This is a genomic window from Ancylobacter vacuolatus (assembly GCF_030813595.1).
Taxonomy (GTDB): Bacteria; Pseudomonadota; Alphaproteobacteria; order Rhizobiales; family Xanthobacteraceae; genus Ancylobacter; species Ancylobacter vacuolatus.
The window spans coordinates 538,392-562,335 of sequence record NZ_JAUSUH010000002.1 but is presented as its reverse complement, the minus strand read 5'-3'; the positions used below and the strand labels follow the sequence as shown (position 1 = coordinate 562,335).

General features: G+C 68.1%; 27 protein-coding genes. 9 read left to right on the top strand and 18 right to left on the bottom strand.

What is annotated here, in order from left to right; translation table 11 throughout:
• Positions 1–7 precede the first annotated feature (7 nt).
• The 8 genes from J2S76_RS06580 to hisB form a co-directional block, all read right to left on the bottom strand.
• Complete coding sequence (locus tag J2S76_RS06580; protein WP_307058685.1) at positions 8–649, bottom strand: alpha-ketoglutarate-dependent dioxygenase AlkB family protein; 642 nt, start codon at positions 647–649, stop codon at positions 8–10.
• Positions 650–1,609: a type I pantothenate kinase gene (gene coaA / locus J2S76_RS06575; protein ID WP_307058683.1), complete on the bottom strand. Its 960-nt coding sequence runs from the start codon at positions 1,607–1,609 to the stop codon at positions 650–652.
• A gap of 132 nt (positions 1,610–1,741) precedes the next feature.
• Positions 1,742–2,077 carry a phosphoribosyl-ATP diphosphatase gene (locus J2S76_RS06570; protein WP_307058681.1) on the bottom strand — a complete coding sequence of 112 codons (336 nt, stop codon included), beginning with the start codon at positions 2,075–2,077 and terminating at the stop codon, positions 1,742–1,744.
• On the bottom strand, positions 2,074–2,889 hold the full coding sequence (gene hisF, locus J2S76_RS06565; protein WP_307058679.1) for an imidazole glycerol phosphate synthase subunit HisF: 816 nt from the start codon (positions 2,887–2,889) through the stop codon (positions 2,074–2,076). The genes J2S76_RS06570 and hisF overlap by 4 nt, the downstream gene beginning before the upstream one ends.
• Before the next feature lie 20 nt (positions 2,890–2,909).
• Positions 2,910–3,644, bottom strand: a complete 735-nt coding sequence (gene hisA, locus J2S76_RS06560; RefSeq protein ID WP_307058677.1) for a 1-(5-phosphoribosyl)-5-[(5-phosphoribosylamino)methylideneamino]imidazole-4-carboxamide isomerase — start codon at positions 3,642–3,644, stop codon at positions 2,910–2,912.
• A complete protein-coding gene (gene hisH / locus J2S76_RS06555; RefSeq protein ID WP_307058675.1) occupies positions 3,641–4,303 on the bottom strand; it encodes an imidazole glycerol phosphate synthase subunit HisH in 663 nt (220 codons plus the stop codon). Before hisH ends, hisA begins: the two co-directional genes overlap by 4 nt.
• Positions 4,300–4,797: a DUF2628 domain-containing protein gene (locus tag J2S76_RS06550; RefSeq protein WP_307058673.1), complete on the bottom strand. Its 498-nt coding sequence runs from the start codon at positions 4,795–4,797 to the stop codon at positions 4,300–4,302. Before J2S76_RS06550 ends, hisH begins: the two co-directional genes overlap by 4 nt.
• Positions 4,798–4,815: 18 nt before the next feature.
• Positions 4,816–5,409, bottom strand: coding sequence for an imidazoleglycerol-phosphate dehydratase HisB (hisB, locus tag J2S76_RS06545; RefSeq protein WP_307058671.1), 594 nt, complete (start codon positions 5,407–5,409; stop codon positions 4,816–4,818).
• A gap of 143 nt (positions 5,410–5,552) precedes the next feature.
• Here hisB and J2S76_RS06540 point away from each other — a divergent pair, with 143 nt between their 5' ends.
• Genes J2S76_RS06540 through hslU form a run of 4 tightly spaced genes read left to right on the top strand, consistent with a single transcriptional unit; the run spans position 5,553 to position 9,767 of the window.
• A complete protein-coding gene (locus J2S76_RS06540) occupies positions 5,553–6,779 on the top strand; it encodes an MFS transporter (RefSeq protein WP_307058668.1) in 1,227 nt (408 codons plus the stop codon).
• A 56-nt stretch (positions 6,780–6,835) separates the two neighbouring features.
• On the top strand, positions 6,836–7,381 hold the full coding sequence (gene hslV / locus J2S76_RS06535) for an ATP-dependent protease subunit HslV (protein ID WP_307058666.1): 546 nt from the start codon (positions 6,836–6,838) through the stop codon (positions 7,379–7,381).
• Entirely contained in the window at positions 7,378–8,463 is a 1,086-nt protein-coding gene (locus J2S76_RS06530) for a hypothetical protein (protein ID WP_307058664.1), read from the top strand. The genes hslV and J2S76_RS06530 overlap by 4 nt, the downstream gene beginning before the upstream one ends.
• Complete coding sequence (hslU, locus tag J2S76_RS06525; protein ID WP_307058662.1) at positions 8,460–9,767, top strand: ATP-dependent protease ATPase subunit HslU; 1,308 nt, start codon at positions 8,460–8,462, stop codon at positions 9,765–9,767. Before J2S76_RS06530 ends, hslU begins: the two co-directional genes overlap by 4 nt.
• Before the next feature lie 303 nt (positions 9,768–10,070).
• Here the strand turns inward: hslU and J2S76_RS06520 are convergent, their stop codons facing one another.
• The 4 genes from J2S76_RS06520 to J2S76_RS06505 are packed head-to-tail and all read right to left on the bottom strand — an operon-like array spanning position 10,071 to position 13,056.
• Positions 10,071–10,436 (bottom strand): helix-turn-helix domain-containing protein, encoded by a 366-nt coding sequence (locus J2S76_RS06520; RefSeq protein WP_307058660.1) that lies wholly within the window; start codon positions 10,434–10,436, stop codon positions 10,071–10,073.
• Positions 10,433–11,035: a Smr/MutS family protein gene (locus J2S76_RS06515; RefSeq protein WP_307058658.1), complete on the bottom strand. Its 603-nt coding sequence runs from the start codon at positions 11,033–11,035 to the stop codon at positions 10,433–10,435. The genes J2S76_RS06520 and J2S76_RS06515 overlap by 4 nt, the downstream gene beginning before the upstream one ends.
• Positions 11,035–12,315: a murein transglycosylase A gene (gene mltA / locus J2S76_RS06510; protein ID WP_307058656.1), complete on the bottom strand. Its 1,281-nt coding sequence runs from the start codon at positions 12,313–12,315 to the stop codon at positions 11,035–11,037. The genes J2S76_RS06515 and mltA overlap by 1 nt, the downstream gene beginning before the upstream one ends.
• Positions 12,316–12,327: 12 nt before the next feature.
• Complete coding sequence (locus tag J2S76_RS06505; RefSeq protein ID WP_307058654.1) at positions 12,328–13,056, bottom strand: Tim44/TimA family putative adaptor protein; 729 nt, start codon at positions 13,054–13,056, stop codon at positions 12,328–12,330.
• A gap of 452 nt (positions 13,057–13,508) precedes the next feature.
• Here J2S76_RS06505 and secB point away from each other — a divergent pair, with 452 nt between their 5' ends.
• Positions 13,509–13,973, top strand: coding sequence for a protein-export chaperone SecB (secB, locus tag J2S76_RS06500; RefSeq protein WP_018388506.1), 465 nt, complete (start codon positions 13,509–13,511; stop codon positions 13,971–13,973).
• A gap of 43 nt (positions 13,974–14,016) precedes the next feature.
• Here the strand turns inward: secB and dnaQ are convergent, their stop codons facing one another.
• Genes dnaQ through J2S76_RS06475 form a run of 5 tightly spaced genes read right to left on the bottom strand, consistent with a single transcriptional unit; the run spans position 14,017 to position 17,673 of the window.
• The gene (gene dnaQ / locus J2S76_RS06495) at positions 14,017–14,715 is read right to left on the bottom strand and encodes a DNA polymerase III subunit epsilon (protein WP_307058651.1); all 699 of its coding nucleotides are present in this window, start codon (positions 14,713–14,715) and stop codon (positions 14,017–14,019) included.
• Positions 14,708–15,343, bottom strand: a complete 636-nt coding sequence (gene coaE / locus J2S76_RS06490) for a dephospho-CoA kinase (protein WP_307058649.1) — start codon at positions 15,341–15,343, stop codon at positions 14,708–14,710. Before coaE ends, dnaQ begins: the two co-directional genes overlap by 8 nt.
• Complete coding sequence (locus tag J2S76_RS06485; RefSeq protein WP_307058647.1) at positions 15,340–16,185, bottom strand: shikimate dehydrogenase; 846 nt, start codon at positions 16,183–16,185, stop codon at positions 15,340–15,342. Before J2S76_RS06485 ends, coaE begins: the two co-directional genes overlap by 4 nt.
• Complete coding sequence (locus J2S76_RS06480) at positions 16,182–16,814, bottom strand: Maf family protein (protein ID WP_307058645.1); 633 nt, start codon at positions 16,812–16,814, stop codon at positions 16,182–16,184. Before J2S76_RS06480 ends, J2S76_RS06485 begins: the two co-directional genes overlap by 4 nt.
• The gene (locus J2S76_RS06475; protein WP_307058643.1) at positions 16,807–17,673 is read right to left on the bottom strand and encodes a pyruvate, water dikinase regulatory protein; all 867 of its coding nucleotides are present in this window, start codon (positions 17,671–17,673) and stop codon (positions 16,807–16,809) included. The genes J2S76_RS06480 and J2S76_RS06475 overlap by 8 nt, the downstream gene beginning before the upstream one ends.
• Before the next feature lie 352 nt (positions 17,674–18,025).
• Here J2S76_RS06475 and hemE point away from each other — a divergent pair, with 352 nt between their 5' ends.
• From hemE to J2S76_RS06455, 4 genes are all read left to right on the top strand, one after another.
• Positions 18,026–19,075 carry a uroporphyrinogen decarboxylase gene (hemE, locus tag J2S76_RS06470; RefSeq protein ID WP_307058640.1) on the top strand — a complete coding sequence of 350 codons (1,050 nt, stop codon included), beginning with the start codon at positions 18,026–18,028 and terminating at the stop codon, positions 19,073–19,075.
• A 24-nt stretch (positions 19,076–19,099) separates the two neighbouring features.
• On the top strand, positions 19,100–19,525 hold the full coding sequence (hemJ, locus tag J2S76_RS06465; RefSeq protein WP_307058638.1) for a protoporphyrinogen oxidase HemJ: 426 nt from the start codon (positions 19,100–19,102) through the stop codon (positions 19,523–19,525).
• Positions 19,526–19,769: 244 nt separating this feature from the next.
• Positions 19,770–21,035, top strand: coding sequence for a transcription termination factor Rho (gene rho, locus J2S76_RS06460; RefSeq protein WP_018388498.1), 1,266 nt, complete (start codon positions 19,770–19,772; stop codon positions 21,033–21,035).
• A 143-nt stretch (positions 21,036–21,178) separates the two neighbouring features.
• Positions 21,179–21,517 (top strand): hypothetical protein, encoded by a 339-nt coding sequence (locus tag J2S76_RS06455; RefSeq protein ID WP_307058634.1) that lies wholly within the window; start codon positions 21,179–21,181, stop codon positions 21,515–21,517.
• Positions 21,518–21,849: 332 nt separating this feature from the next.
• Here J2S76_RS06455 and J2S76_RS06450 read toward each other — a convergent pair whose 3' ends face one another.
• Positions 21,850–23,868, bottom strand: coding sequence for a thioredoxin domain-containing protein (locus J2S76_RS06450; protein WP_307058632.1), 2,019 nt, complete (start codon positions 23,866–23,868; stop codon positions 21,850–21,852).
• Positions 23,869–23,944 lie beyond the last annotated feature (76 nt).

Genomic DNA, 23,944 nt, shown 5'->3' with positions numbered 1-23,944 from the left:
GGGTTCATCAAGGCCGAATTTCGCCCGCCGGTGCCGCATGGACGCGCCGTAACGTCAGATTGATGCGTCCGGGCTGCTTGAGCAGGGTGGAGCTGCCGGGATAGATGCGGTCGATGCCGTGAAAGGCCAGCCGCGCCGGCCCCGCCAGCAGCAGCGCATCGCCCGAGGCGAGGCGGAGCGAGCGGGTCGGGTCCTTGCGCACCGTGCCGCCAATGCGGAACAGCGCCGTATCGCCCAGCGACAGCGACAGGACCGGGGCGGAGAACTCCTCCTCGTCGCGGTCCTGGTGCAGCCCCATGCGGGCCGTGGGGCCGTACCAGTTGATCAGGCAGGCTTCAGGCGCGGGCGCCGCGCCGGCCAGCGCGTCCCAGGCCCGGGTCAGCGCCGGGGGGAAGGGCGGCCAGGGCCGGCCGGTTTCGGGATGGGTTGGCTGGTAGCGATAGCCGGTCACGTCAGACACCCAGCCCAGCGGCCCGCAATTGGACATGCGGACCGAGAACGGCGTGCCCGTGCGCGGCATAAGCGGGGTGAACAGCGGTGCCTCGACCAGCATCTGGCGCAGCTCCTCGGCCAGCGCCTCCTGTGCCGCGCGGTCGAGCCAGCCCGGCCAGTAGCGGCAGCCGGGCACGATGTCGACGGCGGCCGCCATTCACAGCTTCCTCAGCGCCACCGCCTCGACCTCATGGTCGCCGCCCTTGCGCAGGATGAGGTCGGCGCGCTGGCGGGTGGGCAGGATGTTTTCCTGAAGGTTCAGCAGGTTGATCGAGCGCCAGATGGCGCGGGCAGTGGCGTCGGCCTCATTGCCTGTGAGGCTGGAATAGCGGTGGAAATAGGCCTTGGGGTCGCGGAAGGCGGTCTCGCGCAGCCGCATGAAGCGCTCGACATACCAGCGCTCCAGGATCGTCTCGTCGGCGTCGATATAGACCTTGAAATCGAAGAAGTCGGAGACGAAGGGAATGCCCTTGCCATCCTTCGGCGGCCGGCTGGTCTGCAGCACGTTCAGCCCCTCGACGATGAGGATGTCCGGCTGGTCGACCTCCACCGAGAGGTTGGGCGTCACGTCATAGTCGAAATGGCTGTAGACCGGCGCCCGCACCGGCCGGCGGCCGGCCTTGATATCGGTGAGGAAATGCAGCAGCGCCGGCAGGTCGTAGCTCTCGGGAAAACCCTTGCGCCCCATCAGCCCTTCGCGTTCCAGAATCGCGTTCGGCAGCAGAAAGCCGTCGGTGGTGACCAGCGCCACTTTCGGCGTGTTCGGCCAGCGGGCCAGCAGCGCCTGCAGCACGCGCGCGGTGGTGGACTTTCCCACCGCCACCGAGCCGGCGACGCCGATGATATAGGGCATCTTGCCGTTCTGCTCGGGGCCGAGAAACTTCTGCATCTGGCGGAACAGCTTCTGCGTCGCCCCGACATAGATCGACAGCAGACGCGACAGCGGCAGGTAGATCTCTTCGATTTCCGGGGTCGACAGCCGATCGTTGAAACCCTGCAGCCGCTGGATTTCGTCCGCCTTCAGCGGCTGGGGCGTGTCGGCACGCAAGGCCGCCCATTCGGCGCGGCTGAAATTGCGGAAGGGCGAGAGCCCCGCCCCGTCGAGCTTCAGGTCCATGGCAGCGTTTCCCGGCTCGCCCGGACATTCAAAGCGCCAGGCGTTGGTCGACCGTATACCACTAAAGGAGGAGACGTGATACCGCCCGCGCGGGCCCTAGGGGCCGCGCCAGATGCGAGGGTCCCGGCGCCCTCAGCCCCGGGGGCGGGACGCCTTTTCCTCCAGGCCGGACTGGTTCGTCCGGCGGCCGAGCTCCGCATACACGTCATCCAGCGACACGCCGCGTGCCTGAAGCAGCACGGCCAGATGGTAGAGAAGATCGGCGGTTTCGGAAATGACCGCTTTGGTATCGGTGCCGACAGCGGCGAGCGCCGTCTCCACCGCTTCCTCGCCGAGCTTCTGGGCGCATTTGGCGACGCCCTTGGCGATGAGCGTGCGGGTATAGGACGCCTCGCTCTCGCTCGCCGCGCGGGCGGCGACGATGGCAGCGAGGTCTTCAAGCGAGACGCGGGCAGGGGATGCGTTCATCGGCCGGTCTCCTCAACGTCGCCGCCGCCAATGTCTCCACCATGGAGGCGGACCGGAAGCCCGGCGGCGCCGAGGGCCTGCTTGGCGGCCCCGATGGTGAAGGTGCCGAAATGGAAGATCGAGGCCGCCAGCACCGCCGAGGCGCCGCCCTCGCGGATGCCGTCGACGAGGTGGTCGAGCGTGCCCACACCGCCCGAGGCGATGACCGGCACCGTAACGGCGTCGGAAATGGCGCGGGTGAGCTTCAGGTCGAAGCCCTCGCCGGTGCCGTCGCGGTCCATCGAGGTGAGCAGGATTTCGCCGGCGCCGAGCGCGACGACCTCCTTGGCGTACTCAATGGCGTCGATGCCGGTACGGTTGCGCCCGCCATGGGTGAAGATCTCCCAGCGGTCGGGCTCGCCCTCGGCGGACACCTTCTTGGCGTCGATGGCGACGACGATGCACTGCTCGCCGAATTTCTCGGCCGCCTCGCGCACGAACTCCCGCCGGTTCACCGCCGCCGTGTTGATCGACACCTTGTCGGCGCCGGCGTTCAGCAGCGCGCGGATGTCCTCCACCGTGCGCACGCCGCCACCCACGGTGAGCGGCATGAAGCACTGCTCGGCGGTGCGGCTCACCACGTCGATCAGCGTGCTGCGGGCCTCGACGCTGGCGGTGATGTCGAGGAAGCAAAGCTCATCGGCGCCGGCGGCATCATAGGCCTTGGCCGCCTCCACCGGATCGCCGGCATCGCGCAGATCGACGAATTTCACGCCCTTGACGACCCGGCCGTCCTTCACGTCGAGGCAGGGGATGACGCGGACCTTGAGCATGGACGCCTCGCCTTTCCCGCTCATGCCGGCAGGCCGGCGACCAGCGCCAGAGCGGCGCGGGGATCGAGCCGCCCGTCATAGAGCGCGCGGCCGGTGATGGCGCCTTCCAGCTTCGCTGCGCGCGGCGCGAGCAGCGCCGTCACGTCGTCCATCGAGGCCAGCCCGCCCGAGGCGATGACCGGAATGGAGATGGCGTCGGCCAGCGCGATGGTGGCGTCGAGATTGAGGCCCTTCAGCAGGCCGTCGCGGGCGATGTCGGTGTAGATGATGGCGGAAACGCCGGCATCCTCGAAGCGCTGCGCCAGTTCCAGCGCCGTGAGGTCGCTCGTCTCGGCCCAGCCTTCCACCGCCACGCGCCCGTCCTTGGCGTCGAGCCCCACCGCGACGCGGCCGGGGAAGCGGCGCGCCGCCTCCTTGACGAAGGCCGGGTCGCGCACCGCCGCCGTGCCGAGGATGACGCGGGTGATGCCCTTTTCCAGCCAGTCCTCGACCCGGGCGATGTCGCGAATGCCGCCGCCGAGCTGCACCGGCATGCCCACCGCTTCGAGAATGCGCTCCACCGCCGCCGCGTTCACCGGCTGGCCGGCAAAGGCGCCGTCGAGATCGACGATGTGCAGGTAGCGGAAGCCCTGTGCCTCGAACTGCGCCGCCTGCTGGGCGGGGTCATGGTTGAAAATCGTGGCGCGTGCCATGTCGCCCTGCTGCAGGCGCACGCATTTGCCGTCCTTGAGATCGATGGCGGGAAAGAGGATCACGGCGCCCACTTCAGGAAATTGGCGAGGAGGGCAAGGCCGAGGCGCTGGCTCTTCTCGGGATGGAACTGCGTTCCGGCGAGGTTGTCGCGGCCGACCATGGCAGTGACGGCACCGCCATAAGAGGTGGTCGCGATCACGTCGCCCGCACGCGCGGCGTTGAGGTGATAGGAATGGACGAAATAGGCGTCGAGCCCGTCCTCGCCGGTGGGAATGCCGGCCAGCAGCGGGTGCGCGCGCGCCACATCGAGCGAATTCCAGCCCATATGCGGGATCTTCAGCGCGGCATCGCCCGGCTCGATCTTGACCACTTCGCCCTCGATCCAGCCGAGGCCGGCGGTGTCGCCATGCTCCCGCCCGCGCGTCGCCATCAGTTGAAGCCCGACGCAGATACCGAGAAAGGGCCGGCCCCGTTCGATCACCGCCTCGGTCAGCGCCTCCACCATCCCCGGCACGGCATCGAGCCCGCGCCGGCAATCGGCATAGGCGCCCACCCCGGGCAGCACGATGCGGTCGGCGCGGCGCACCACATCCGGGTCGGCCGTCACCAGCACGCTCTTGCCGCTGCCGCCCTCGCGCGCGGCGCGTTCCAGCGCCTTGCCGGCGGAATGGAGATTGCCGGAGCCGTAGTCGATGAGGGCGACGGGCGCGGGGGGAATCATCGGGCGGCCTCCGGGAACAGGCCCAGCACGCCGGCCTGCGCCGGCCGCGCCGCAGCGTGGATGCGGGCGCCGCCCATGGGGGGCAGCGGAAGACGGGCGGCGGCGACCTCGCCGAGCCGGGCGTCGAAATAGCGCTGCTCGGCGCCCTCCAGCTTGGGGGCCACCACGCAGCCAGCCTCCTCATAGCCCTTGCCGAGCAGCTTGGCCCGGCGCAGGCCCGGCAGGCCGACCGCCACCGCGATATTGGCCACCAGCAGCAGGGCGAAGGCGCGGTCGGCAAGGTCGAGCCCGAGGATGGCGGCGATCACCGCGCCCTGCGCCAGCCCATAGACAATGAAAGCCAGCCAGAGCCGGTGGCGCAGCAGCACCAGCGGGGCGAACAGCAGCGCGCTCCAGGACAGGCGCTCGGGCACGAAGACGAAGCCGTCCGCCCAATTGAGGGTGGAGCGCCGCTCGCCGTCTTCCTCGGGCTCAAAAACCGTCCAGACCGTCATGACTTCTCCCGCCCCGGTTCAGCCGCCAAGGCTGCCCTTGGTGGACGGGATTTCCCCCGCTGCCGCCGGGTCGATCGCCACCGCCGCGCGCAGCGCCCTCGCCAGCCCCTTGAAGCAGCTCTCCGCTATATGGTGCGCGTTGGCGCCGTAGAGAGTCTCGACATGCAGGGTCAGCCCCGCATTCATCGCGAAGGCCTGGAAGAACTCGCGCACCAGCTCGGTGTCGAACTCGCCGATCTTCGGCACGGCGAAGTCGGTGCGGAACACCAGAAAGGGCCGGCCGGAAATGTCGAGCGCGACGCGGGTCAGCGTCTCGTCCATCGGCAAATGCAGGCTGGCATAGCGGGTGACGCCGCGCATGTCGCCCAGCGCCGCCTTCACCGCCTGGCCAAGGGCGATGCCGACATCCTCCACCGTGTGGTGGAAGTCGATGTGCAGGTCGCCCTTGGCCTCGATCTCCATGTCGATGCGCGAATGGCGGGCCAGCAGGTCCAGCATGTGGTCGAAAAAGCCCACCCCGGTCGCGATCGTGCCCTTCCCCGTGCCGTCGAGGTCGACGGAGAGGCGGATCTGCGTTTCCTTGGTGGCGCGGGTGATGCTGGCCGTGCGCATGGCGAGGGGCTCCCGGAAAGAGCGCGCGTCTTAGCAGCTAAACTGTGGCGAGGCCATATGCGGAGCCTTTGCCCCCGTGCAAGGCTGGCGCGCGGGGAGAAACGCCGTCATCATCAAGGTCTCCGCGCATGAGAGCCCTTTCGATGGACCTGGCCACGCTGCGCACGCGCGCGCCCCTGTTCCTCGCCGTATTCATCGACATCTTCTCCTTCGGCCTGATGTACCCGCTGATCGTCGCGCTCTTCGAGAGCCCGTGGTTGACGAGCGCCTATGGTCCGGCGACGCGCGACACGCTGCTGTCGCTGGCCTTCTCCCTGTTTCCGATCGGCATGTTCTTCGGCTCATCGCTTCTCGGCGACCTGTCGGACGCGCTGGGCCGCCGGCGCACCCTGATGATCTGCATGGGCGGGCTGGCCGCGAGCTACGCGCTGATGGCGGTGGCGCTCTCCGTCGGGCATCTCTGGCTGTTCTTCCTCGGCCGCCTGTCCTCCGGGCTGATGGCCGGCACCGCGCCGATCGCCCAGGCATCGGTGGTGGACGCCGTGCCGCCGGACCAGCGCAGCGCCGCCATGGCGCAGGTCGTGCTGGTCAACACGATCGGCATGGTGGCGGGTCCGGCGATCGGAGGGCTGCTCGGCCATTTCGAGCTGCGCCTGCCGCTCATTGTCGCTCTGCTGCTCTGCGTCGTTACGCTCGTCAGCCTCAACGCCGCGCATTTTGCCCGCGATGAGTCCCGCCGCGCCCTCGTGCTCGACGGGAGGCAGCCCTTCCGTCTGCTGGCACGGATCGGGGACCGGCCGGCGATCCTCATGCCGGCGGCGTCCTTCTTCCTCTTCCAGCTCGGCTTCCTCATCTACTACACGTTCATTCTCATCGAGATGCAGCGCTCCTACGGCTTCACGACGGCCGGGCTCGGCCTGTTCTCCATGGTGATGGGGATCGGCTGCGCCGTCTCGTCGGCCATCGGATTTCCGCTGGTTCGCGCACGACTTGGCAGCGACAAGGCGACCGCCCTCGTCGGCCTCGCCCTGTGCGGCGTCTGTCTCATCGCCAGCGCGCTGCCCCTGCCGGCCTGGGCCCAGGTCGCGCTGGGATTCCTGTCGACCGCCAGCAACATTCTCGCCTTCATCACCCTGCTCGCCGCCATCTCCTCGGCGGTGGACGAGAGCGAGCGGGGCTGGGCACTCGGCATCGCCAATGCGGGAGTCGCGCTGTCAGTCCTGATCGCCGGACTGCTGAGCAGCCTGCTGGTGGTCCTGCCGGCCGATGCGTTCCTCGCGGCCGGCGGTATCATCGTCCTGCTCGCCCTCCTGCCCGGCCTCCGGCTCGCGGGAGCGCCGGCCGCCGCAGCCGGCCCCGAGTTGCGCTGACGCTTCGAAGACTTAAGTAAGAGCGGACCTGACGAGACCCCGATGCAGAGCCCTTCATGAATCATTCCCCCGATACGATCTACGGCACCACCATCGTCTCCGTCCGCTCTGACGGGCGCGTCGCCATTGGCGGCGACGGGCAGGTGACGCTCGGCAACACGGTGATGAAATCCAACGCCCGCAAGGTGCGCCGGCTTGGCAAGGGCGACGTGATCGGCGGCTTCGCCGGTGCCACGGCGGACGCCTTCACCCTGTTCGAGCGGCTGGAGGCCAAGCTGGAACAGTATCCCGGCCAGCTGCAGCGCGCCTGCGTCGAGCTCGCCAAGGACTGGCGCACCGATCGCTATCTGCGCCGGCTGGAGGCGATGATGATCGTGGCCGACGCCAACGTCACCCTCGTGCTCACCGGCACTGGCGATGTGCTGGAGCCGGAAAACGGCATCGCCGCCATCGGCTCGGGCGGCGGCTTCGCGCTGGCCGCCGCGCGGGCGCTTGCCGACACCGGCAGGGACGCCGAGGCCATCGTGCGCAAAAGCCTCGCCATCGCCGCCGAGATCTGCATCTACACCAACCACAATGTGGTGGTGGAGACGATCGGGTGAGCATTTCAGAGAATACTGTCCTCATCGCGACCGAGCGCGGCGTCATCACCCCGGACCAGGCCGAGCGCCTGCGCGCGCTGGAGGTGGAGCTGGCGCCCAATGCCGGCACCGTCCTCCCGCCGCCGGAGGATGATGAGCGGCTGCGCTTCATCACCGGCTTTGGCGACATCTTCGTCACCATCGGGCTGGCGCTGTTCCTCGGCGCGCTGGGCTATTTCGGCGAGGAGCTCGGCGCGGCCGGCATGTGGGCCGTGATCGGCGCGGCCAGCTGGCTGCTGGCGGAGTTCTTCACCCGCGTGCAGCGCATGGCCCTGCCCAGCATCGTGCTGCTGGTGGTGTTCTGCGCCTCGGTGTTCATGGCGGCGTCCACAGGGCTCGGCAGCACCCTTCCTCTTTTCCCGAGCGTCCTGTCGCTGAGCGAGCAACCTCTGACACTGGCGCTGGCCGGCCTGGCGACGCTGTTCGCCGCGATGCTGCATTATTGGCGCTTCCGGGTGCCGATCACCCCTGCGGCCGGCGCCGCCGCGCTGGTCGCGATCGTGGTCGGCCTGGTGGCGGCCGTGGCCCCCGGCGGCATCGAAGCCGCGATCAATCCGGTGCTGATGGTCTGCGGCCTCTGCGTGTTCGCGCTCGCCATGCGCTTCGACATCAGCGATCCGCAGCGGCTCACGCGGCGGACCGACATCGCCTTCTGGCTGCATCTCCTGGCGGCACCGCTGATCGTGCACCCGCTGATTCGCGGTTTCATCTGGCCGGACGGCGCCCCCGGCGAGGCCAGCGCGCTGCCGATGCTGGCGGTATTCGCCGGGCTCGGCGTGGTCGCGGTGCTGATCGACCGCCGCGCGCTGCTGGTCTCCGGTCTTGCCTATGCCGGCATCGCCTTCGCTTCGCTGATCAAGGTCAGCGGCTTTGCCGGCAGCTCGACGCCGTTGACCCTGTTCATTCTCGGCGCCTTCATCCTGCTGCTCAGCGCCTTGTGGCATCCGCTGCGCCGGGCCGTGCTCGCCGTGCTGCCGGCCCGGCTGGCCCGGCGTCTGCCCCATCCCAACGCCCTTCCCACCCCACATATTGCATCATCATGACCAGCTTCTCGCCCCGCGAAATCGTCTCCGAGCTCGACCGCTACATTGTCGGCCAGCACAAGGCCAAGCGCGCGGTCGCCATCGCGCTGCGCAACCGCTGGCGCCGCCAGCAGCTGGAAGGCCAGCTGCGCGAGGAGGTGCTGCCGAAGAACATCCTGATGATCGGCCCCACCGGTGTCGGCAAGACGGAAATCTCCCGCCGCCTCGCCAAGCTGGCCGGCGCGCCCTTCCTGAAGGTCGAAGCCACCAAGTTCACCGAGGTCGGCTATGTCGGCCGCGATGTCGAGCAGATCATCCGCGATCTCGTCGAAATCGGCATCGGCCTGGTGCGCGACGTGCGCCGCAAGGGCGTCGAGGCCAAGGCGCATCTGGCCGCCGAGGAGCGGGTGCTCGACGCGCTGGTCGGCGCCACCGCCTCGCCGGGCACCCGCGAGAGCTTCCGCAAGAAGCTGCGCGACGGGCTGATGGACGACAAGGAGATCGAGATCGAGCTCACCTCCAGCGGCCAGGGCATGCCGATGTTCGAGATCCCCGGCATGCCGGGGGCGCAGATGGGCGCTGTCTCGCTCGGCGACATGCTCGGCAAGGCCTTTGGCGGCCGCTCCAAGCCGCGCCGCGTCACCGTCAAGGACGCCCATCCGCTGCTGCTGTCGGAAGAGGCCGACAAGCTGATCGACCAGGACGCCATCGTGCAGGAGGCCATCCGCTCGGTGGAGGAGAACGGCATCGTCTTCCTCGACGAGATCGACAAGATCGCCGGATCCGAGCGGCGCGGCGGCGCCGATGTCTCGCGCGAGGGCGTGCAGCGCGACCTGCTGCCGCTGATCGAGGGCACCACCGTTTCCACCAAGCACGGCGCGGTGAAGACCGACCACATCTTGTTCATCGCCTCCGGCGCCTTCCATGTCTCCAAGCCCTCGGATCTGCTCCCCGAGCTGCAGGGCCGGCTGCCGATCCGGGTCGAGCTGGAAGCGCTGACGCGGGAAGACTTCACCCGCATCCTCACCGAGACCGAGGCGAGCCTGGTCAAGCAGTCGGTGGCGCTGATGGGCACGGAAGGGGTCGAGCTGATCATCACCGAGGACGCGGTGGCGGCCATCGCCGACATCGCCGTGCAGGTGAATGCCTCGGTGGAGAATATCGGCGCGCGGCGGCTGCAGACGGTGATCGAGCGGGTGCTGGACGATCTGTCCTTCACCGCGCCGGACCGCGCCGGCGACAAGGTGGTGGTGGATGGCGACTATGTGCGCACCCGCGTCGCCGACCTGGCCGGCAACACCGATCTCAGCCGCTACATTCTTTGATTCGGGCCCGGAACAAGTCCTGAGCCGGCTGAGGGTTTCACGTGAAACGGGGGTATTCGGATAGTGACGCTGGAAATACCCCCGTCATGCTGAGGAGGCGGGCGGAGCCTGCCGTCTCGAAGCACGCAGGTGGCTAAACCGGCGTTGACTCGGAAGGCGCCCCACATGCCCAGCAGGAACGGGATCGGCGATGTTCTGCGTCCTTCGAGGCTCGCTCCGCGAGCACCTCAGGATGAAGAGGGGCATCATGCTGAGGAGCGGGGCTCCGCCCCGCGTCTCGACGCACGCAGGTCCCCCAAAACGCTACCCCGGCCGGCCCAATATCTTCAGCCGGCCAAGCAGTTCGGCCACCGCCTCCGGCGGCAGGGTGGCGATCTCGCGGGCGAGGAGGTTCGCCAGCTCGGTCGCCTCGGGCGACAGGCCTGATGTGTCCACCACCACGCGCGGGTCGGAGAGGTCGGCCAGCGCCCGCAGCGCTTCCGCCTCGTCCCAGATCACGTTGAAATAGGCCATGATGCGCTGGAGCATCAGCCAGGTCGGCTGGCCGCGCTTGCCATGTTCCAGCGCCGAGAGATAGGCGGCGGAGACGCCGATCGTTTCCGCCATCTGGCTCAGCGTTACCCCGCGCTCGGCCCGCAGTTCGCGCAGGCGGCGGCCGAAGGGCGTCACGACCGGCCACCCCGCAGGCGCCGCACCCGCACATAAAGCGCGCCTTCCCCGCCATGGCCGCGCCCGGCGGTCTCGAAGCCGAGCACCACGGTGCGCAGTTCCGGCGCGCCGAGCCATTGCGGCACCAGCCGGCGCAGCACGCCGCGCCCGCCCTCGCCAGCGAGCACGCTCATCGCCTCGCCCTTGCCTGTTATGACAAGCACCAGCCCATGGCCGGAGCCCTGCGCCCCGCGCAGGAAGGCGATCAACCGCCCATGCGCGGCGGCCTGGGTCATGCCGTGCAGGTCGAGCCGCGCATCCACCTCCGCCCCGCGCGACAGGCGGCGGCGCAGCTTCGGCTCCAGCGGGGCCAGCGGCGGCGGGCCGGGCGGCGGCTTCGGCGCGGCGACAACGGGCAGCGGCACCGCGCGTTTCGCCCGCGCGGGCGTCTCGATGGCAGGCTCGGGCGTGGGCTCGGGAGCAGGCTCCATTTTGGCCACCAACCTCTTGGGTCGGATCGGCCGGATCGAGCGCGTCACATGCTCCCACAGCGCGGTCTCTTCGGCATCGAGCGGGCGGCGCCGGCGGGGACGCGGGCGCGGATCGGGCGGCCCGGCCATCACGGTGTTTCCGACAGGGCGGCGGGAAGCGGCGTCGCCGCGGGCGCCGTCGCGGGCCTCGGCTTCGGCAACGGCACACGGGCACGGGCGGGATCGAGCACGCGCGGCAGCAGCAGGGTGAAGCGGCCGGGATGCTGGATGCGCCCGGCCAGTGTGCCCGCCTCGTCGCCGGCACCGAAGAAAATGTCGGCCCGCGCCGGGCCGACAATGGCCGAGCCGGTATCCTGCGCGATCATCAGCCGCTCGAAAGGTTGGTTCGCCCCCTCCGGCCCGGTTGGCAGCGCCGCTTCGAGATAGAACGGCGTGCCGTAGACATGGATCGCCTTGTCCACCGCGATGGAGCGCCCGGCCATCAGCGGCAGGCCCTGCGCGCCCACCGCCCCGTCCTCGGCCTTCAGCTCATGGGCGATGCGAAAGAAGATGTAGGAACGGTTTTCCCGCATCAGCGCGCGCCCCTCTTGCGGGTGCGCGGCGATATAGGCGCGGATGGCGTCCATCGACATCTTCTCGCGCGGCACCAGCCCGCGCTCGATCAGCAGCCGGCCGATCGGCGTGTAGGGCTGGCCATTATGGCCGTCATAGTTCAGCCGCAGCACCTCGCCATCGGGCAGGCGCACCCGCACCGAACCCTGAATATGGGCGAAGAAGGCGTCGGCCGGGTCGCGGATCCAGGCGACCACCGCCCCGTCATCGCCGAGCGCCCCGTCCTCGATCGCGGCACGGTCGTGATAGGGCACCAGCGCGCCGTCCACCTTGCGGAAAGCGCCGCTCTTATTGGTCGGCGGGCCGCCACCGGGCGGCGATTCGATGACGAGATCGGCCGGGCGGGCATAAAGCGGGGTGGCGAAGTCACCCGAGCGCGTGCGCGAGCCCTCGACCTCCGGCTCGTAATAGCCGGTGAGAAAGCCGTTGGCCTGCTCCAGCGCGGTGATGGTGTAGGGGCGGAATTGAGACTCGAAGAATTTTCGCGCCACCGCATCGCTCGGGTGCTTCGGCAGCCGCGCCGCCCGGGCGCAGATCGGCCGCAGGGCTGAGAAGACCGGGCGGGGCGGGGTGACGCGGTCACCCTTGCGGGTAATCGCGCTGCAGCTGCGGCGGAAGGCGGTGAGAGCCTTGGCATGGTCGTCCTGCGCCCAGCCGGGCAGGTCGGCAAAGCGGCTCGGCTCAAGCACCGCCTGCGGAAACAGCGGCGGCGGCGCGGCGCGCGCCGGCCCGGCCCCGAGCAGAAGGGTGCCGGTCAGACCTGCGGAAAGAGCGAGGATGAGAAGGGAAGCGCGCACCGCGCCATCTTCTCACGAAGCCGCTTCGGTGGCGACAAGCTTCCAGTTGGGGTCGCGGGCGCCGAGCTCCCGGGCGAAGGTCCACACATCGGTCACGTCGGCGACCTGCTCGGGATCGCCATCGACCACGCCGCCATGCTTGTCGCGGGTGACGGAAATCAGCTGCGACAGGAAGCGCACCGTGATCTGCGCCGAGCGGCCACGCGCATCGGCCTCGATGATATCGGCCTTCTCGATGCCGACGAACTGCGTCTCCATCGTCTCGCCGCGCTGCTCGCGCTCGGTGATGGCGGCGGCAAAGCCGTCGAACACGTCGCGCGCCAGCAGGTCCTTGAGCGCGGCGCGGTCGCCATGGGCGAAGGCGACGACGATCATCTCATAGGCGGCGCGGGCACCGGTGAGGAAGTGCTTGGCGTCGAAGTCGCGTTCCTGCGCGGCGATGGCGTCGAGGCCGTTGGCCACCGCCGAGCCGACCTCGGCGATTCCGGCCCAGCGCGCCGGCGCGGGTTCGGCATCCTCCAGCGGCTCGACAGGCACGGGCACGGCCGGCTTGTCATTGGCCGGGCCGGGGAAATTCACCACCTTGTCGGTGGCGCCCACCGGCGCCTTGGCGGCATCGCGGCGCGAATAGGGGTCGTAGGGCGGCCGCTCGCGCCCCGTACGCTGTCCCAGCACGCTCCGCAGCCGTATGAAAATGAACACGGCGAGGGCTAGGAAGATGATCGTATAAATATCGAACACGTCGCAGTTCGCCGCTGTTGGCCGCCGCCGGAGCCGTTCCGGCGCGGGACTGTACATCATGTGGTGCCGGCGCGGCGGCTTCCAAGGAAGAACCGACCCGTTCACATGACCTATTTACGACGTCTAGCCGATTTCGCCACCCCGTCCCTGCCCCAAGGTCATCACATCGGGCGGAACAGCGGGGCGGACCAGCGCGGCCGGACATCCATCGGCACAGTAGAGCAAGCCGGCGGCTTCCGCCAAGCGGCGTGGTTGGCGGCGTGGTTCGCGGCGTGGCCTGCTGGCATGCCAGGACACACCGGAAACGGCGCCGCACCGCGCTTGTGAGCCGCATCCAACCGTGTTAGCGACACCCGCCCCATGAAAGACCGGCTGAGGCGGGACCACCGACCCAGCGGCACCATCGCCGGCGCCACGGATGGCCGATTCCGGCGAACCCCACGGAGAAACCTATGGCTGAGACCGACAACGCCCAGATGCCGACCCTGCAGGTGCTGACGCAGTACACGAAAGACCTGTCCTTCGAAAATCCGGGCGCGCCGGAATCGTTGGTCGTGAAGGGCCAGCCGCAGATCGGCATCCAGATCAACGTCAATGCCCGGCCGATGCGCGAAGGTTCGGAATATGAAGTCGAGCTGAAGGTCGAGGCCAAGGCCGAGCTGAACGGCAAGACGCTGTTCGCGCTGGAGCTGGCCTATGCCGGCATCTTCCGCGCCCAGAACGTGGCGCAGGAAACCATCCACCCCTTCATCCTGATCGAATGCCCGCGCATGCTGTTCCCCTTCGCGCGGCAGATCGTCGCCGACACGGTGCGCAATGGCGGCTTCCCGCCGCTGATGATCGATCCTGTCGATTTCGTCACGCTGTATCGCCAGCGCATGGCGCAGCAGGCGCCGAGCAACGTGCTCGCCTCCTGACGCAGGCCTTTCGACCCTGATCCGAACAGCACGGCCGGCGGCGTCAGCTTCCGGCCGTGTAGTCTTTCCAGATGGCATTCTCGCCCAGCGTGGCGATGAAGGCGGCATGGGCGGCGGCCTCCGCCTCGTTGCCGCGCGGCGCCAGCGGCCGCGGGCGCTGCATCGGGCTCGCCACCTGGCCCTCGATCACGATGACGGTGGCCTCCGAGGCGGTCAGGCTCAGCGCCGTCTGCTTGCCGCCGCACAGTTCGGCATAAACCTCCGCCAGCAATTCGGAATCCAGCAGCGCCCCGTGCTTGGTGCGGCGCGAGCTGTTGATGCCGTAGCGGTTCATCAGGTCGTCGAGACGATTCGACGCACCCGGATGCCGCCGCCGCGCCAGCGAGAGCGTGTCGATCACCCGGTCGAAGGTCAGCGCCGGCCGGCCGATCTTCGCCAGCTCCGCATTGAGGAAGCCGATATCGAAGGCGGCGTTGTGAATGACCAGTGGGTCGCCGGCGATGAAGGCGAGGAAATCGTCCGCCACTTGGGCGAAGAGCGGCTTGTCGGCGAGAAATTCGCTCGACAGCCCATGCACGTTGAACGCTTCCACCGGCATGTCGCGCTGGGGGTTGAGATAGACGTGGTAGACTTGGCCCGTCGGGATGCGGTTGAAGATTTCGACGCAGCCGATTTCGACCAGCCGGTCGCCGGTGAGCGGGTTGAGGCCGGTGGTTTCGGTGTCGAGCACGATCTCACGCATCGCCGTCTCCCTGTTCCGCGTCCGCGCCGCGCCGCGCCCGCAACTGCTGCAGAAGCTCTGCCATAGCGGCCCGGGCCGGGTCGAGCCCCAGGCTGGTGTCGAGCACAAAATCAGCGCGCCGGCGCTTCTCGGCATCGGGCATCTGCCGGCCGAGGATGGCAGCGAAGGTTTTTTCGCTCATGCCGGGCCGGGCCATCACCCGGGCGCGCTGCACCGCTTCCGGCGCCGTCACCACAAGCACGGCGTCGACCCGGCCCTGCGCGCCGGTCTCATAAAGCAACGGGATGTCGAGCACGGCGATGGGTTCGCCCGCCGCCGCCGCTTGGTCGAGGAAGGCCTTTTCCCGCGCCCGCACCAGCGGGTGGACGATGGCCTCAAGCCGCTTCATCGCTGCGTCATCGCCGAACACGCGGGCGCCCAGCAGCGCGCGGTCGACCCGCCGGTCCACCACCACGCCGGGAAAGGCGGCTGCCACCGGGGCGACACCTTCCGCACCATAAAGCGCGTGCACGGCCGCATCGGCATCATGCACCGGCACGCCGAGATCGCGAAAAATCTGCGCCGTGGTCGATTTGCCCATGCCGATCGAACCGGTCAGGCCGAGCCGAAAGGGCAGGCGAGGGCTCACGCCAGCTGCCCCTTCGCCTTCAGATCGTCGATGACAAGCGCCCGCAGCTCCGGCGTCACGACCGGGCGCACACCGAACCAGCGCGCGAAGCCCGGCACCGCCTGGTGCAGCAGCATGCCGAGCCCGTCCACCGTGGCGAGGCCGCGCGCCTTGGCCGCCCGCAAGAGCGGCGTTTCCAGCGGCACATAAACGATATCCGTCACCAGCGCGTCGGGCGACAGGGCGGAAAGGTCGATATCGAGCGGCGGCTGGCCCTTCATGCCGAGTGAGGTGGTGTTGACCAGCAGCCGGCAGCCCACCAGCCGCCCGCCGAGATCGCGCCAGTCGATGGGGAGCACGCGCGGGCCGAACTGGTCGCGCAACACTTCGGCCCGTGCCCGCGTGCGGTTGGCCACTACCACGCGGTCAAGGCCGCGCTCCAGCAGCCCGTAGACAACGGCCCGGGCCGCGCCGCCCGCGCCCAGCACCACCGCCTCGCCCAGCGCCCGCGCCCAGTCCGGCTCAGCGGCGTCGAGATTGGCGAGAAAACCGTGCACATCGGTATTGGCGCCGTGAAGCGCGCCATCTTCAAGCCACAGCGTGTTCACCGCGCCAAGCGCCTGAGCGACGGAATCGCGCGTCGCGCAGGCGCGGAAGGCCGCTTCCTTGTGCGGCACGGTGACATTGCCGCCGACGAGGCCGGAGGCGGCGAAGTCGGCGAGAAACGCATCAATGTTCTCGGGGGAGACATCGCGCACGCCATAGGTCCCGTCGATGCCATGCTGGGCCAGCCAGTAGCCATGGATCAGCGGCGAGCGCGAATGGCTGACGGGATGGCCGATAATCGCCACATTGCGGGTCACAGCAGAAGTCCTTCGGAGCGTAGAAAGCCGAGCAGCGGCAGGAGCGGCAGCCCCAATATCACCGAATGGTCGCCCTCGACACGCTCGAACAGGTGAATGCCCAGCTCTTCCAGCTGGTAGCCACCGACGCTGGACAGCACCGCCTCGCCCGCCGCATCGAGATAGGCCTCAAGCGCGGCGTCATCGAGCGGACGCAGGGTGAGATGGGCGCTCTCCACCGTTGCCCACAGCACCTCGCCGTCGCGCGCCACCGCCACGGCGGAATGCAGCTTATGGGTGCGGCCCGCCAGACGGGCGATCTGCGCCTTCGCCGCCGCCCGGTCGGCCGGCTTGTGGAAGGCTTCATCGCCCAGTGCCAGCGTCTGGTCGGCGCCGATGACGACCCGGCCGGGATGCGCGGCGGCGCCCGCCAGCGCCTTGGCACGGGCGAGGGTGAGCGCGATGCCTGCGGGATCGGCCCCCTCGTCCACCGCCTGCGCCTCGATCGCGCGCTCATCCACGTCAACGCTCACCACCTCGAACGGCAGGCGCGCGGCGTCCAGTAAGGCGCGGCGGGCGGCGCTCTTGGAGGCGAGCAGCAACGGCGCCGTCCCGCGCCAGAGGCGATTTTCCCCAGAGCCTTCAACCATTGGGATTCTCGGTCAGCATGCGCCGGCGCTCCTGCAGCAGAGCGATGATCGCCGCCGCCGTCTCCTCGATGGAGCGGCGGGTGACGTCGATCATCGGCCAGCCATGGCGGGCGCAGAGCCGGCGGGAAAAGGCGATTTCCTCCGCCACCGACTGCCGGTCGGTATAGGCATCGGCCGCCTGCGCCGCGTTCAGCCCGAGCAGCCGGTTGCGGCGGATTTCCACCACCCGGTCGGCGCTGGCGAGCAGGCCGACGATCAGCGGCCGCTTGAGATCGGCGAGGCCCGGCGGCACCGGCAGGCTCGGCACCAGCGGGATGTTGGCGGTCTTGATGCCGCGATTGGCGAGATAGATGCTGGTCGGCGTCTTTGAGGAGCGGGAAATGCCGAGCAGCACCACATCGGCGGCTTCCAGCCCGTCCACATGCTGGCCGTCATCATGCATCACGGTGAAGTTCATCGCGTCGATGCGGCGGAAATAATCGCCATCGAGCTGGTGCTGGCCGCCGACGCGCGGTTCCGGCACGCCGCCGAGATAGGCCTGGAACAGCTGCACCACTGGCGCCAGCACCGAGAGAACAGGCACGCCATGGTCGCGGCAATAGGTCTTCAGCCGGTTGCGCAGCTCCGGGTCGGTCAGGGTGTAGAGCACGATGCCGGGAAATTCATCGATCGCCTGCACTACCTTGTCGAGCTGCTTGTGCGAGCGCACCAGCGGGTAAATGTGCTCGATCGGCTTCACATCATACTGCGCCGCCGCCGCCCGGCCGACGCTGATCAGCGTCTCGCCGGTGGAATCCGACACGAGATGGAGATGGTAGTAGCTCTCCGACGGGCGGGCGGAATCAGTCACCCCGGTCATCCACAGGCCTGTGCATAGGATGGGAACAAGCCATGCCCTCGGCGCGTTCGCAAGGGCGCCCTGGGGATAGAGGGCGATTTCCTCCACAACCCACGCCCCTGTGCGTCATATCAAGGCGGTGGGTGGGGACTGCGTGGATAAACCGACGCACCTGGCTTAAGCGCCTGAGAGCCAAGCGGTTTCACATCGCGTCCGGCCGGCCGGAGCACGCTCAGGCTGGGGGTGGATTGTGAGCGGCGAGGAACATGTCTAATCCCCTGCTCTAAACACAGACAACTTTCGATTCAAAGTGCTTAAAGAAGTATGAAGAGCGCGGGGATAACCGGACGGTGAGCAGCATGGCAGCGGCGAAATGGCAGGTGGCAGCGTGAGCGAACAGTCGATCCTGCTGCAGGCGCTGGACGGACAGGTACCCGGCCGCACGCCGATCTGGATGATGCGCCAGGCCGGGCGCTATCTCCCGGAATACCGGGCGGTGCGCGAAAAGGCCGGCGATTTCCTTACCCTCTGCTACACGCCGGATCTCGCCGTCGAAGTGACGCTGCAGCCGATCCGGCGCTTCGGCTTTGACGCGGCGATCCTGTTCTCCGACATTCTCGTCGTGCCGCATGCACTGGGCTGTCCGCTGACCTTCGAGGCCGGGGAGGGGCCCCGCCTCGTGCCTGTGACGACTGGCACCGAGCTGGCCGCGCTGCGCGAGGAGCTCGATCCCGCCAAGATCGACCGGGTGCTGGAAGCGGTCGCCCGCATCCGCGCCGAGCTTCCGGCGGAGACCGCGCTGCTCGGTTTCTGCGGCGCGCCGTGGACGGTGGCGACCTATATGATCGCCGGGCGCGGCACGCCGGATCAGGCGCCGGCACGCCTCGCCTCCCTGAGGGATCCGGCGTTCTTCACCGCGCTGATCGACCGCCTGGTGGAGACCTCGGCGCGCTATCTCGTCGGCCAGCTCAAGGCCGGGGCCGATGCGGTGCAGATCTTCGACAGCTGGGCCGGGGTGCTGGACCCCGAGAGTTTCCGCCGCTGGTCGATCGAGCCGATCCGCCGCATCGTCGCCCTGGTGCGGGCTGAAGTTCCCGACGCGCGGATCATCGCCTTTCCCAAGGGTGCCACCCTGTCCGGCCTCACCGCCATGGTGCAGGCGACCCGCGTCAATGCGGTCGGGCTCGACTGGACCGCCGATCGTCCGGCGACGCGCTATGCGCTGGGGGCCAAATGCGCGCTGCAGGGTAATCTTGATCCGCTCTCCTTGATCGCCGGCGGGGCGGCGCTCGATGCCAGCATCGACGCCATTCTGGCGGATTTTCGCGGCGCGTCGCATGTGTTCAATCTTGGCCACGGCATCCGCCCGGAAACGCCGATCGCCCATGTCGAGCGGATGATCGCCCGCATCCGGGGCGGCTAGGCGCAGGGCCGGGGTGGGATTGCCATGCTCTACGACTGGATCAAGGCGCTGCATGTGATCGCCATCATCTCCTGGATGGCGGCGCTGCTCTACATGCCCCGGCTGATGGTCTATCACTGCGACGCGCCGAAGGGCTCGCCGCAGTCGGAAACCTTCAAGGTGATGGAACGGCGCCTGCTCAAGGCCATCGCCCGTCCCGCCATGGCGGTGAGCTGGCTGGCCGGGCTGTACCTCGCCTGGCAGGGTGGATGGTTCGTCTCCGGCTGGTTTCACGTGAAACTGGCGCTGGTGCTGGGTATGACCGTCGCGCAGGAAGTTCAGGCCCGCTGGGTGGCCGATTTCGCCGCCGACCGGAACACCCGGCCGGCGCGATTCTTCCGGATCATGAACGAGGTGCCGACGCTGTTGATGATCGGCATCGTCATCATGGTCATCGTAAAGCCGTTTTAAGCCGCTCAAAGGTTGTGACGGCGCACTTGCGCCGAATCGTGCCTTTGCCTATGGTGCGCGAACTCCACGAAGCTGGCTGTCGCTCCGTTCAGACGGGCATCTCCCCGATGCCGCACGGTGTGCCGGACAAGAAGCCGATCCCCTCGGCCTGGGTCCGCAGACCAGCGCTTCCCACCTTTTGTCGTTTCGGCGGGTGTTTTCCCGACCGGCTACGTCCACATCAGAACTATCGAGGCCCTTTCCCATGGGGGAAATGAAGCTCCAGGACCTCAAGTCCAAGAACCCCGCCGAACTCCTCGTGGTTGCGGAGGAGCTTGAGGTCGAGAACGCCAGCACGCTGCGCAAGCAGGAGCTGATGTTCGCCATTCTCAAGCAGCTCGCCGCCAAGGACACCGACATCATCGGTGAGGGCGTGGTCGAGATCCTCTCCGACGGTTTCGGCTTCCTGCGCTCGCCGGATGCGAATTATCTGCCCGGTCCCGATGACATCTATGTCTCGCCGAGCCAGATCCGCCGCTTCGGCCTGCGCACCGGCGACACGGTCGAGGGCCAGATCCGCTCCCCGAAGGATGGGGAGCGCTACTTCGCCCTCCTCAAGGTCAACACGATCAATTTCGAAGACCCGGACAAGATCCGGCACAAGATCAATTTCGACAACCTGACCCCGCTCTATCCCGACGAGCGGCTGAAGCTGGAAATCGAAGACCCGACGCGCAAGGATTTCTCCGCCCGCGTCATCGATGTCGTGGCGCCGATCGGCAAGGGCCAGCGCGGCCTCATCGTCGCCCCGCCGCGCACCGGCAAGACCGTGCTGCTGCAGAACATCGCCCAGTCGATCACCACCAATCATCCCGAGTGCTACCTCATCGTGCTGCTCATCGACGAGCGGCCGGAGGAAGTCACCGACATGCAGCGCTCGGTGAAGGGCGAGGTGGTGTCCTCCACCTTCGACGAGCCGGCCCAGCGCCATGTGCAGGTCGCGGAAATGGTGATCGAGAAGGCCAAGCGCTTGGTCGAGCACAAGCGCGACGTCGTCATTCTCTTGGATTCGATCACCCGCCTCGGCCGCGCCTACAACACCGTCGTGCCGTCCTCCGGCAAGGTGCTGACCGGCGGCGTCGACGCCAATGCGCTGCAGCGCCCCAAGCGCTTCTTCGGCGCGGCGCGCAACATCGAAGAGGGCGGCTCGCTCACCATCATCGCCACGGCGCTGGTCGATACCGGCTCGCGCATGGACGAGGTGATCTTCGAGGAGTTCAAGGGCACCGGCAATTCCGAGGTCATCCTCGACCGCAAGGTGTCGGACAAGCGGGTGTTCCCGGCCATCGACATCACCCGTTCCGGCACCCGCAAGGAAGAGCTGCTTGTGCCGGCCGACGTTTTGAAGAAAATGTACGTCCTGCGCCGCATCCTGAACCCGATGGGAACGGTCGACGCGATCGAGTTCCTGGTCGACAAGCTGCGCCAGACCAAGACCAATGGCGACTTCTTCGACTCGATGAACACGTAAGGCCAAGACACGTAAGGCCAAGACACGTAAATCCAAGACACCTAAGACGAAGAACAGCTGACGCAAAAACACCCACGGCGAAACGCCGGGGCGAGGCCGCTGGGAGGCGGGGCATGCGGGCAGGGCGGATCACTCGGCTTTCGTTGACGTCGTTTCCGCTCGCCCTGCTGCTGGCGCTGCCGGTACACGCCGGGGTCGCCGAGCGCGAGCCGCCCATGGCCGAGCTGTGGCTCTTCGTCATCGGCATCGCCGCGCTGAGCTGGGTCATGGCCTGCCGGCGCTGGTGGCTGCCGCTGGCCGTGTGGCTGCCCACGGCCCTGTTTGTCGCCAGCCTCATCGCCGATTTCGCCGACCCGGTGATCGGGCCGGCGGTGCGCGAGGAACTGGGCCTCGCCTATGTGCTGCAGGCCGACCTTGCCGGCGCGCTGCTGCTGGTGGTGCCGCTGATGCTGGCCAATATCCGGTTCAGCCGCAAAGACTGAAGCCGCCGGCGTCCCGCTCAGCCCGCCGCGCGTTCAAGCGGTGACAGATCGGCTCAATTGCCGCGACGCAAGAAGATATCGCATCCATCGGTATTTTTAGTGCGTTTACGCATGTTTCGATACCGAAACGATGACCCTCACAAGTGACTCAGGACGGGCAAACGGCATCGCGTCCGATCCATCCATCGCAAAAGCCCTATCGCCCGCCAGCGGCCATTTCTGTTGAAATACGGGGCTATGGGGATTTTTGTCCCCAACTTATCCACAGGCCTGTCCCCAACATCCGGCATACCGCGTTCCTTGCTCGATTCGCCTGAGCCGCCGTCGCCTGCTCAGCTGCCGCGCACCACTTCCGCCAATCGATTCGATTCCGTAACGGGAAGTGAGCACACGCCGCCGGCGCAGACAAAGGCGGCCGCGCCCGTGCCCTCGGTACGCAGGCTCGACGCCTTCGCCCGGGCGGGGTGATCGGACGGCAGCGCGGCCGGGTCCTCCACCCGCTGCAGGGTGATGTCGACGCGGGGCAGCCGGCGGGCGGTGTCCGCCAGCGCGTCGGCGGCCTCGCCCGAACCGATAATCACGATCTCGGGCGCCCGCAGCCGGCTGTCGAGCGCGTTGAGCAGGCCGGCATGGCTGTAGAGATTCGGCGCGGCACGCGGCAGCAAGGCGTCGAACAGACGGTCGGCGCGGGCGCGATAGCCATCCTCCCCGGTCAGCGCGGCGAGCCGCACCAGATTGCGGGCGATCAGCGCCTGCGGGTTGGTGACGGCATCGTCGGCGGTGGCTTCGGGGCGCAAAATCAGCCCCTCGGCATCGTCGGCGGTGAGGTAATAGCCGCCTTCCTCATTTGCATGGTGCGTCTCCAGCTGGGCCTGCCAGGCCACGGCCTGGTCGAGATAGACGCGCTCGCCGGTCGCCTGGTGGAGGGCGAGGGCGGCGCCGATCATCGCGGCATAGTCGGAGGCTAGGCCCGGGAAAACGAGCCGCCCCGCGCGCCAGCTATGGCCGAGACGCCCTTCCTTCACCATCGATTCGGCGATGAAACGGAAGGCGCCGGCGGCCAGCTCAACCCATTCCGGCCGGCCAAGGCGCGGCGCCGCACCCACCAGAGCTGACATCATCAGCCCGTTCCAGTCGGCCAGCACCTTGTCGTCGCGACCGGGCGGCACCCGCTTTTCGCGCACGGCGAGCAGCTTGTCGCGCAGCACAGCGAGGCGCACCTCGTCGGCGCCGGAGCGCTCCATTTCCTTCAGTCGATTCGGGATCGAAACGCCTTCCCAATTGCCGAAGGGCACGATGTCGTAATGGCGGGCGAAGAATTCCGCATCCTGCGCCCCCAGCGCGTCCAGCACCTGCTTGAGCGTCCAGACATAGTAGCGGCCCTCATGGCCTTCGGAATCGGCGTCGAGGCTGGCGGCGAAGGCACCCCCTTCCGTCATCATCTCGCGCTGCAGCCAGCCCACCGTCTCATCGGCGCGGGCGCGGAACAGCTCGGCGGTGGTTTCGCTATAGGCGAGGCCGAGCAGGTCGAGAATCTGCGCATTGTCGTAGAGCATCTTCTCGAAATGCGGCACCAGCCAGCGCTCATCGACGCTGTAGCGGGAATAGCCGCCGCCAATATGGTCGTAGATCCCGCCCTCGCTCATGCCATCAAGCGCGTGCAGCGCCGCGTCGCGCAGCTTCGTTCGGCCGGTGCGCTCCCAGCCGCGCCACAGCAGCTCGAGGAACGGCGTGTTGGGGAATTTCGGCGAGCCTTGCAGCCCGCCATGCTCGGTATCCATGATGCCGAGAATGCGCCCGGCGATGTCGTCCAGCTCATTGGTGCCGATCACCACCTGGCCGGCGGGGCGGGCCTTCTGCCGCAGTCGGTCCAGCAGCGCGGCGCGGTTCTGGGTGATGCGCGGGTCGCCCGAGGCATAGGCGCCGGCCATGGTCTTCAGCACCTCGGTGAAGGCGGGCTGGCCATAGCGCGCCTCCTTCGGGAAGTAGGTGCCGCCCCAGAAGGGTGCGCCGTCGGGGTCGAGGAACATGGTCATCGGCCAGCCGCCCTGCACGCCGAGCTGCTGCAGCGCGGCCATATAGATCTGGTCGACCTCCGGCCGTTCCTCGCGATCGACCTTGATGTTGACGAACAGCTCGTTCATCACCGCCGCCGTCGCCGCGTCCTCGAAGCTTTCATGCGCCATCACATGGCACCAGTGGCAGGCGGCATAGCCGATGGAGAGCAGGATCGGCCGGTGGCGGCGCCGGGCCTCCGCGAAGGCCTCGGGCTGCCACTCCCACCAGTCGACGGGGTTGTCCTTATGCTGGAGCAGATAGGGGCTGGCGGCGGCGGCGAGCTGGTTGGGCAAGATGTCGCTCCGGCTTGGGACACAGTATCGTGGCGCGGCGGCAGGCGTTCATTTCAGGAGACGCGGCCGATTCAAC

Coding starts and splice junctions, on each gene's coding strand:
- J2S76_RS06580 (WP_307058685.1), bottom strand. CDS start 649: ATGGCGGCCGCCGTCGACATCGTGCCCGGCTGCCGCTACTGGCCGGGC.
- coaA (WP_307058683.1), bottom strand. CDS start 1,609: ATGGACCTGAAGCTCGACGGGGCGGGGCTCTCGCCCTTCCGCAATTTC.
- J2S76_RS06570 (WP_307058681.1), bottom strand. CDS start 2,077: ATGAACGCATCCCCTGCCCGCGTCTCGCTTGAAGACCTCGCTGCCATC.
- hisF (WP_307058679.1), bottom strand. CDS start 2,889: ATGCTCAAGGTCCGCGTCATCCCCTGCCTCGACGTGAAGGACGGCCGG.
- hisH (WP_307058675.1), bottom strand. CDS start 4,303: ATGATTCCCCCCGCGCCCGTCGCCCTCATCGACTACGGCTCCGGCAAT.
- J2S76_RS06550 (WP_307058673.1), bottom strand. CDS start 4,797: ATGACGGTCTGGACGGTTTTTGAGCCCGAGGAAGACGGCGAGCGGCGC.
- hisB (WP_307058671.1), bottom strand. CDS start 5,409: ATGCGCACGGCCAGCATCACCCGCGCCACCAAGGAAACGCAGATCCGC.
- J2S76_RS06540 (WP_307058668.1), top strand. CDS start 5,553: ATGGACCTGGCCACGCTGCGCACGCGCGCGCCCCTGTTCCTCGCCGTA.
- hslV (WP_307058666.1), top strand. CDS start 6,836: ATGAATCATTCCCCCGATACGATCTACGGCACCACCATCGTCTCCGTC.
- hslU (WP_307058662.1), top strand. CDS start 8,460: ATGACCAGCTTCTCGCCCCGCGAAATCGTCTCCGAGCTCGACCGCTAC.
- J2S76_RS06515 (WP_307058658.1), bottom strand. CDS start 11,035: ATGGCCGGGCCGCCCGATCCGCGCCCGCGTCCCCGCCGGCGCCGCCCG.
- secB (WP_018388506.1), top strand. CDS start 13,509: ATGGCTGAGACCGACAACGCCCAGATGCCGACCCTGCAGGTGCTGACG.
- dnaQ (WP_307058651.1), bottom strand. CDS start 14,715: ATGCGTGAGATCGTGCTCGACACCGAAACCACCGGCCTCAACCCGCTC.
- J2S76_RS06480 (WP_307058645.1), bottom strand. CDS start 16,814: ATGGTTGAAGGCTCTGGGGAAAATCGCCTCTGGCGCGGGACGGCGCCG.
- J2S76_RS06475 (WP_307058643.1), bottom strand. CDS start 17,673: ATGACCGGGGTGACTGATTCCGCCCGCCCGTCGGAGAGCTACTACCAT.
- hemE (WP_307058640.1), top strand. CDS start 18,026: ATGGCAGGTGGCAGCGTGAGCGAACAGTCGATCCTGCTGCAGGCGCTG.
- hemJ (WP_307058638.1), top strand. CDS start 19,100: ATGCTCTACGACTGGATCAAGGCGCTGCATGTGATCGCCATCATCTCC.
- rho (WP_018388498.1), top strand. CDS start 19,770: ATGGGGGAAATGAAGCTCCAGGACCTCAAGTCCAAGAACCCCGCCGAA.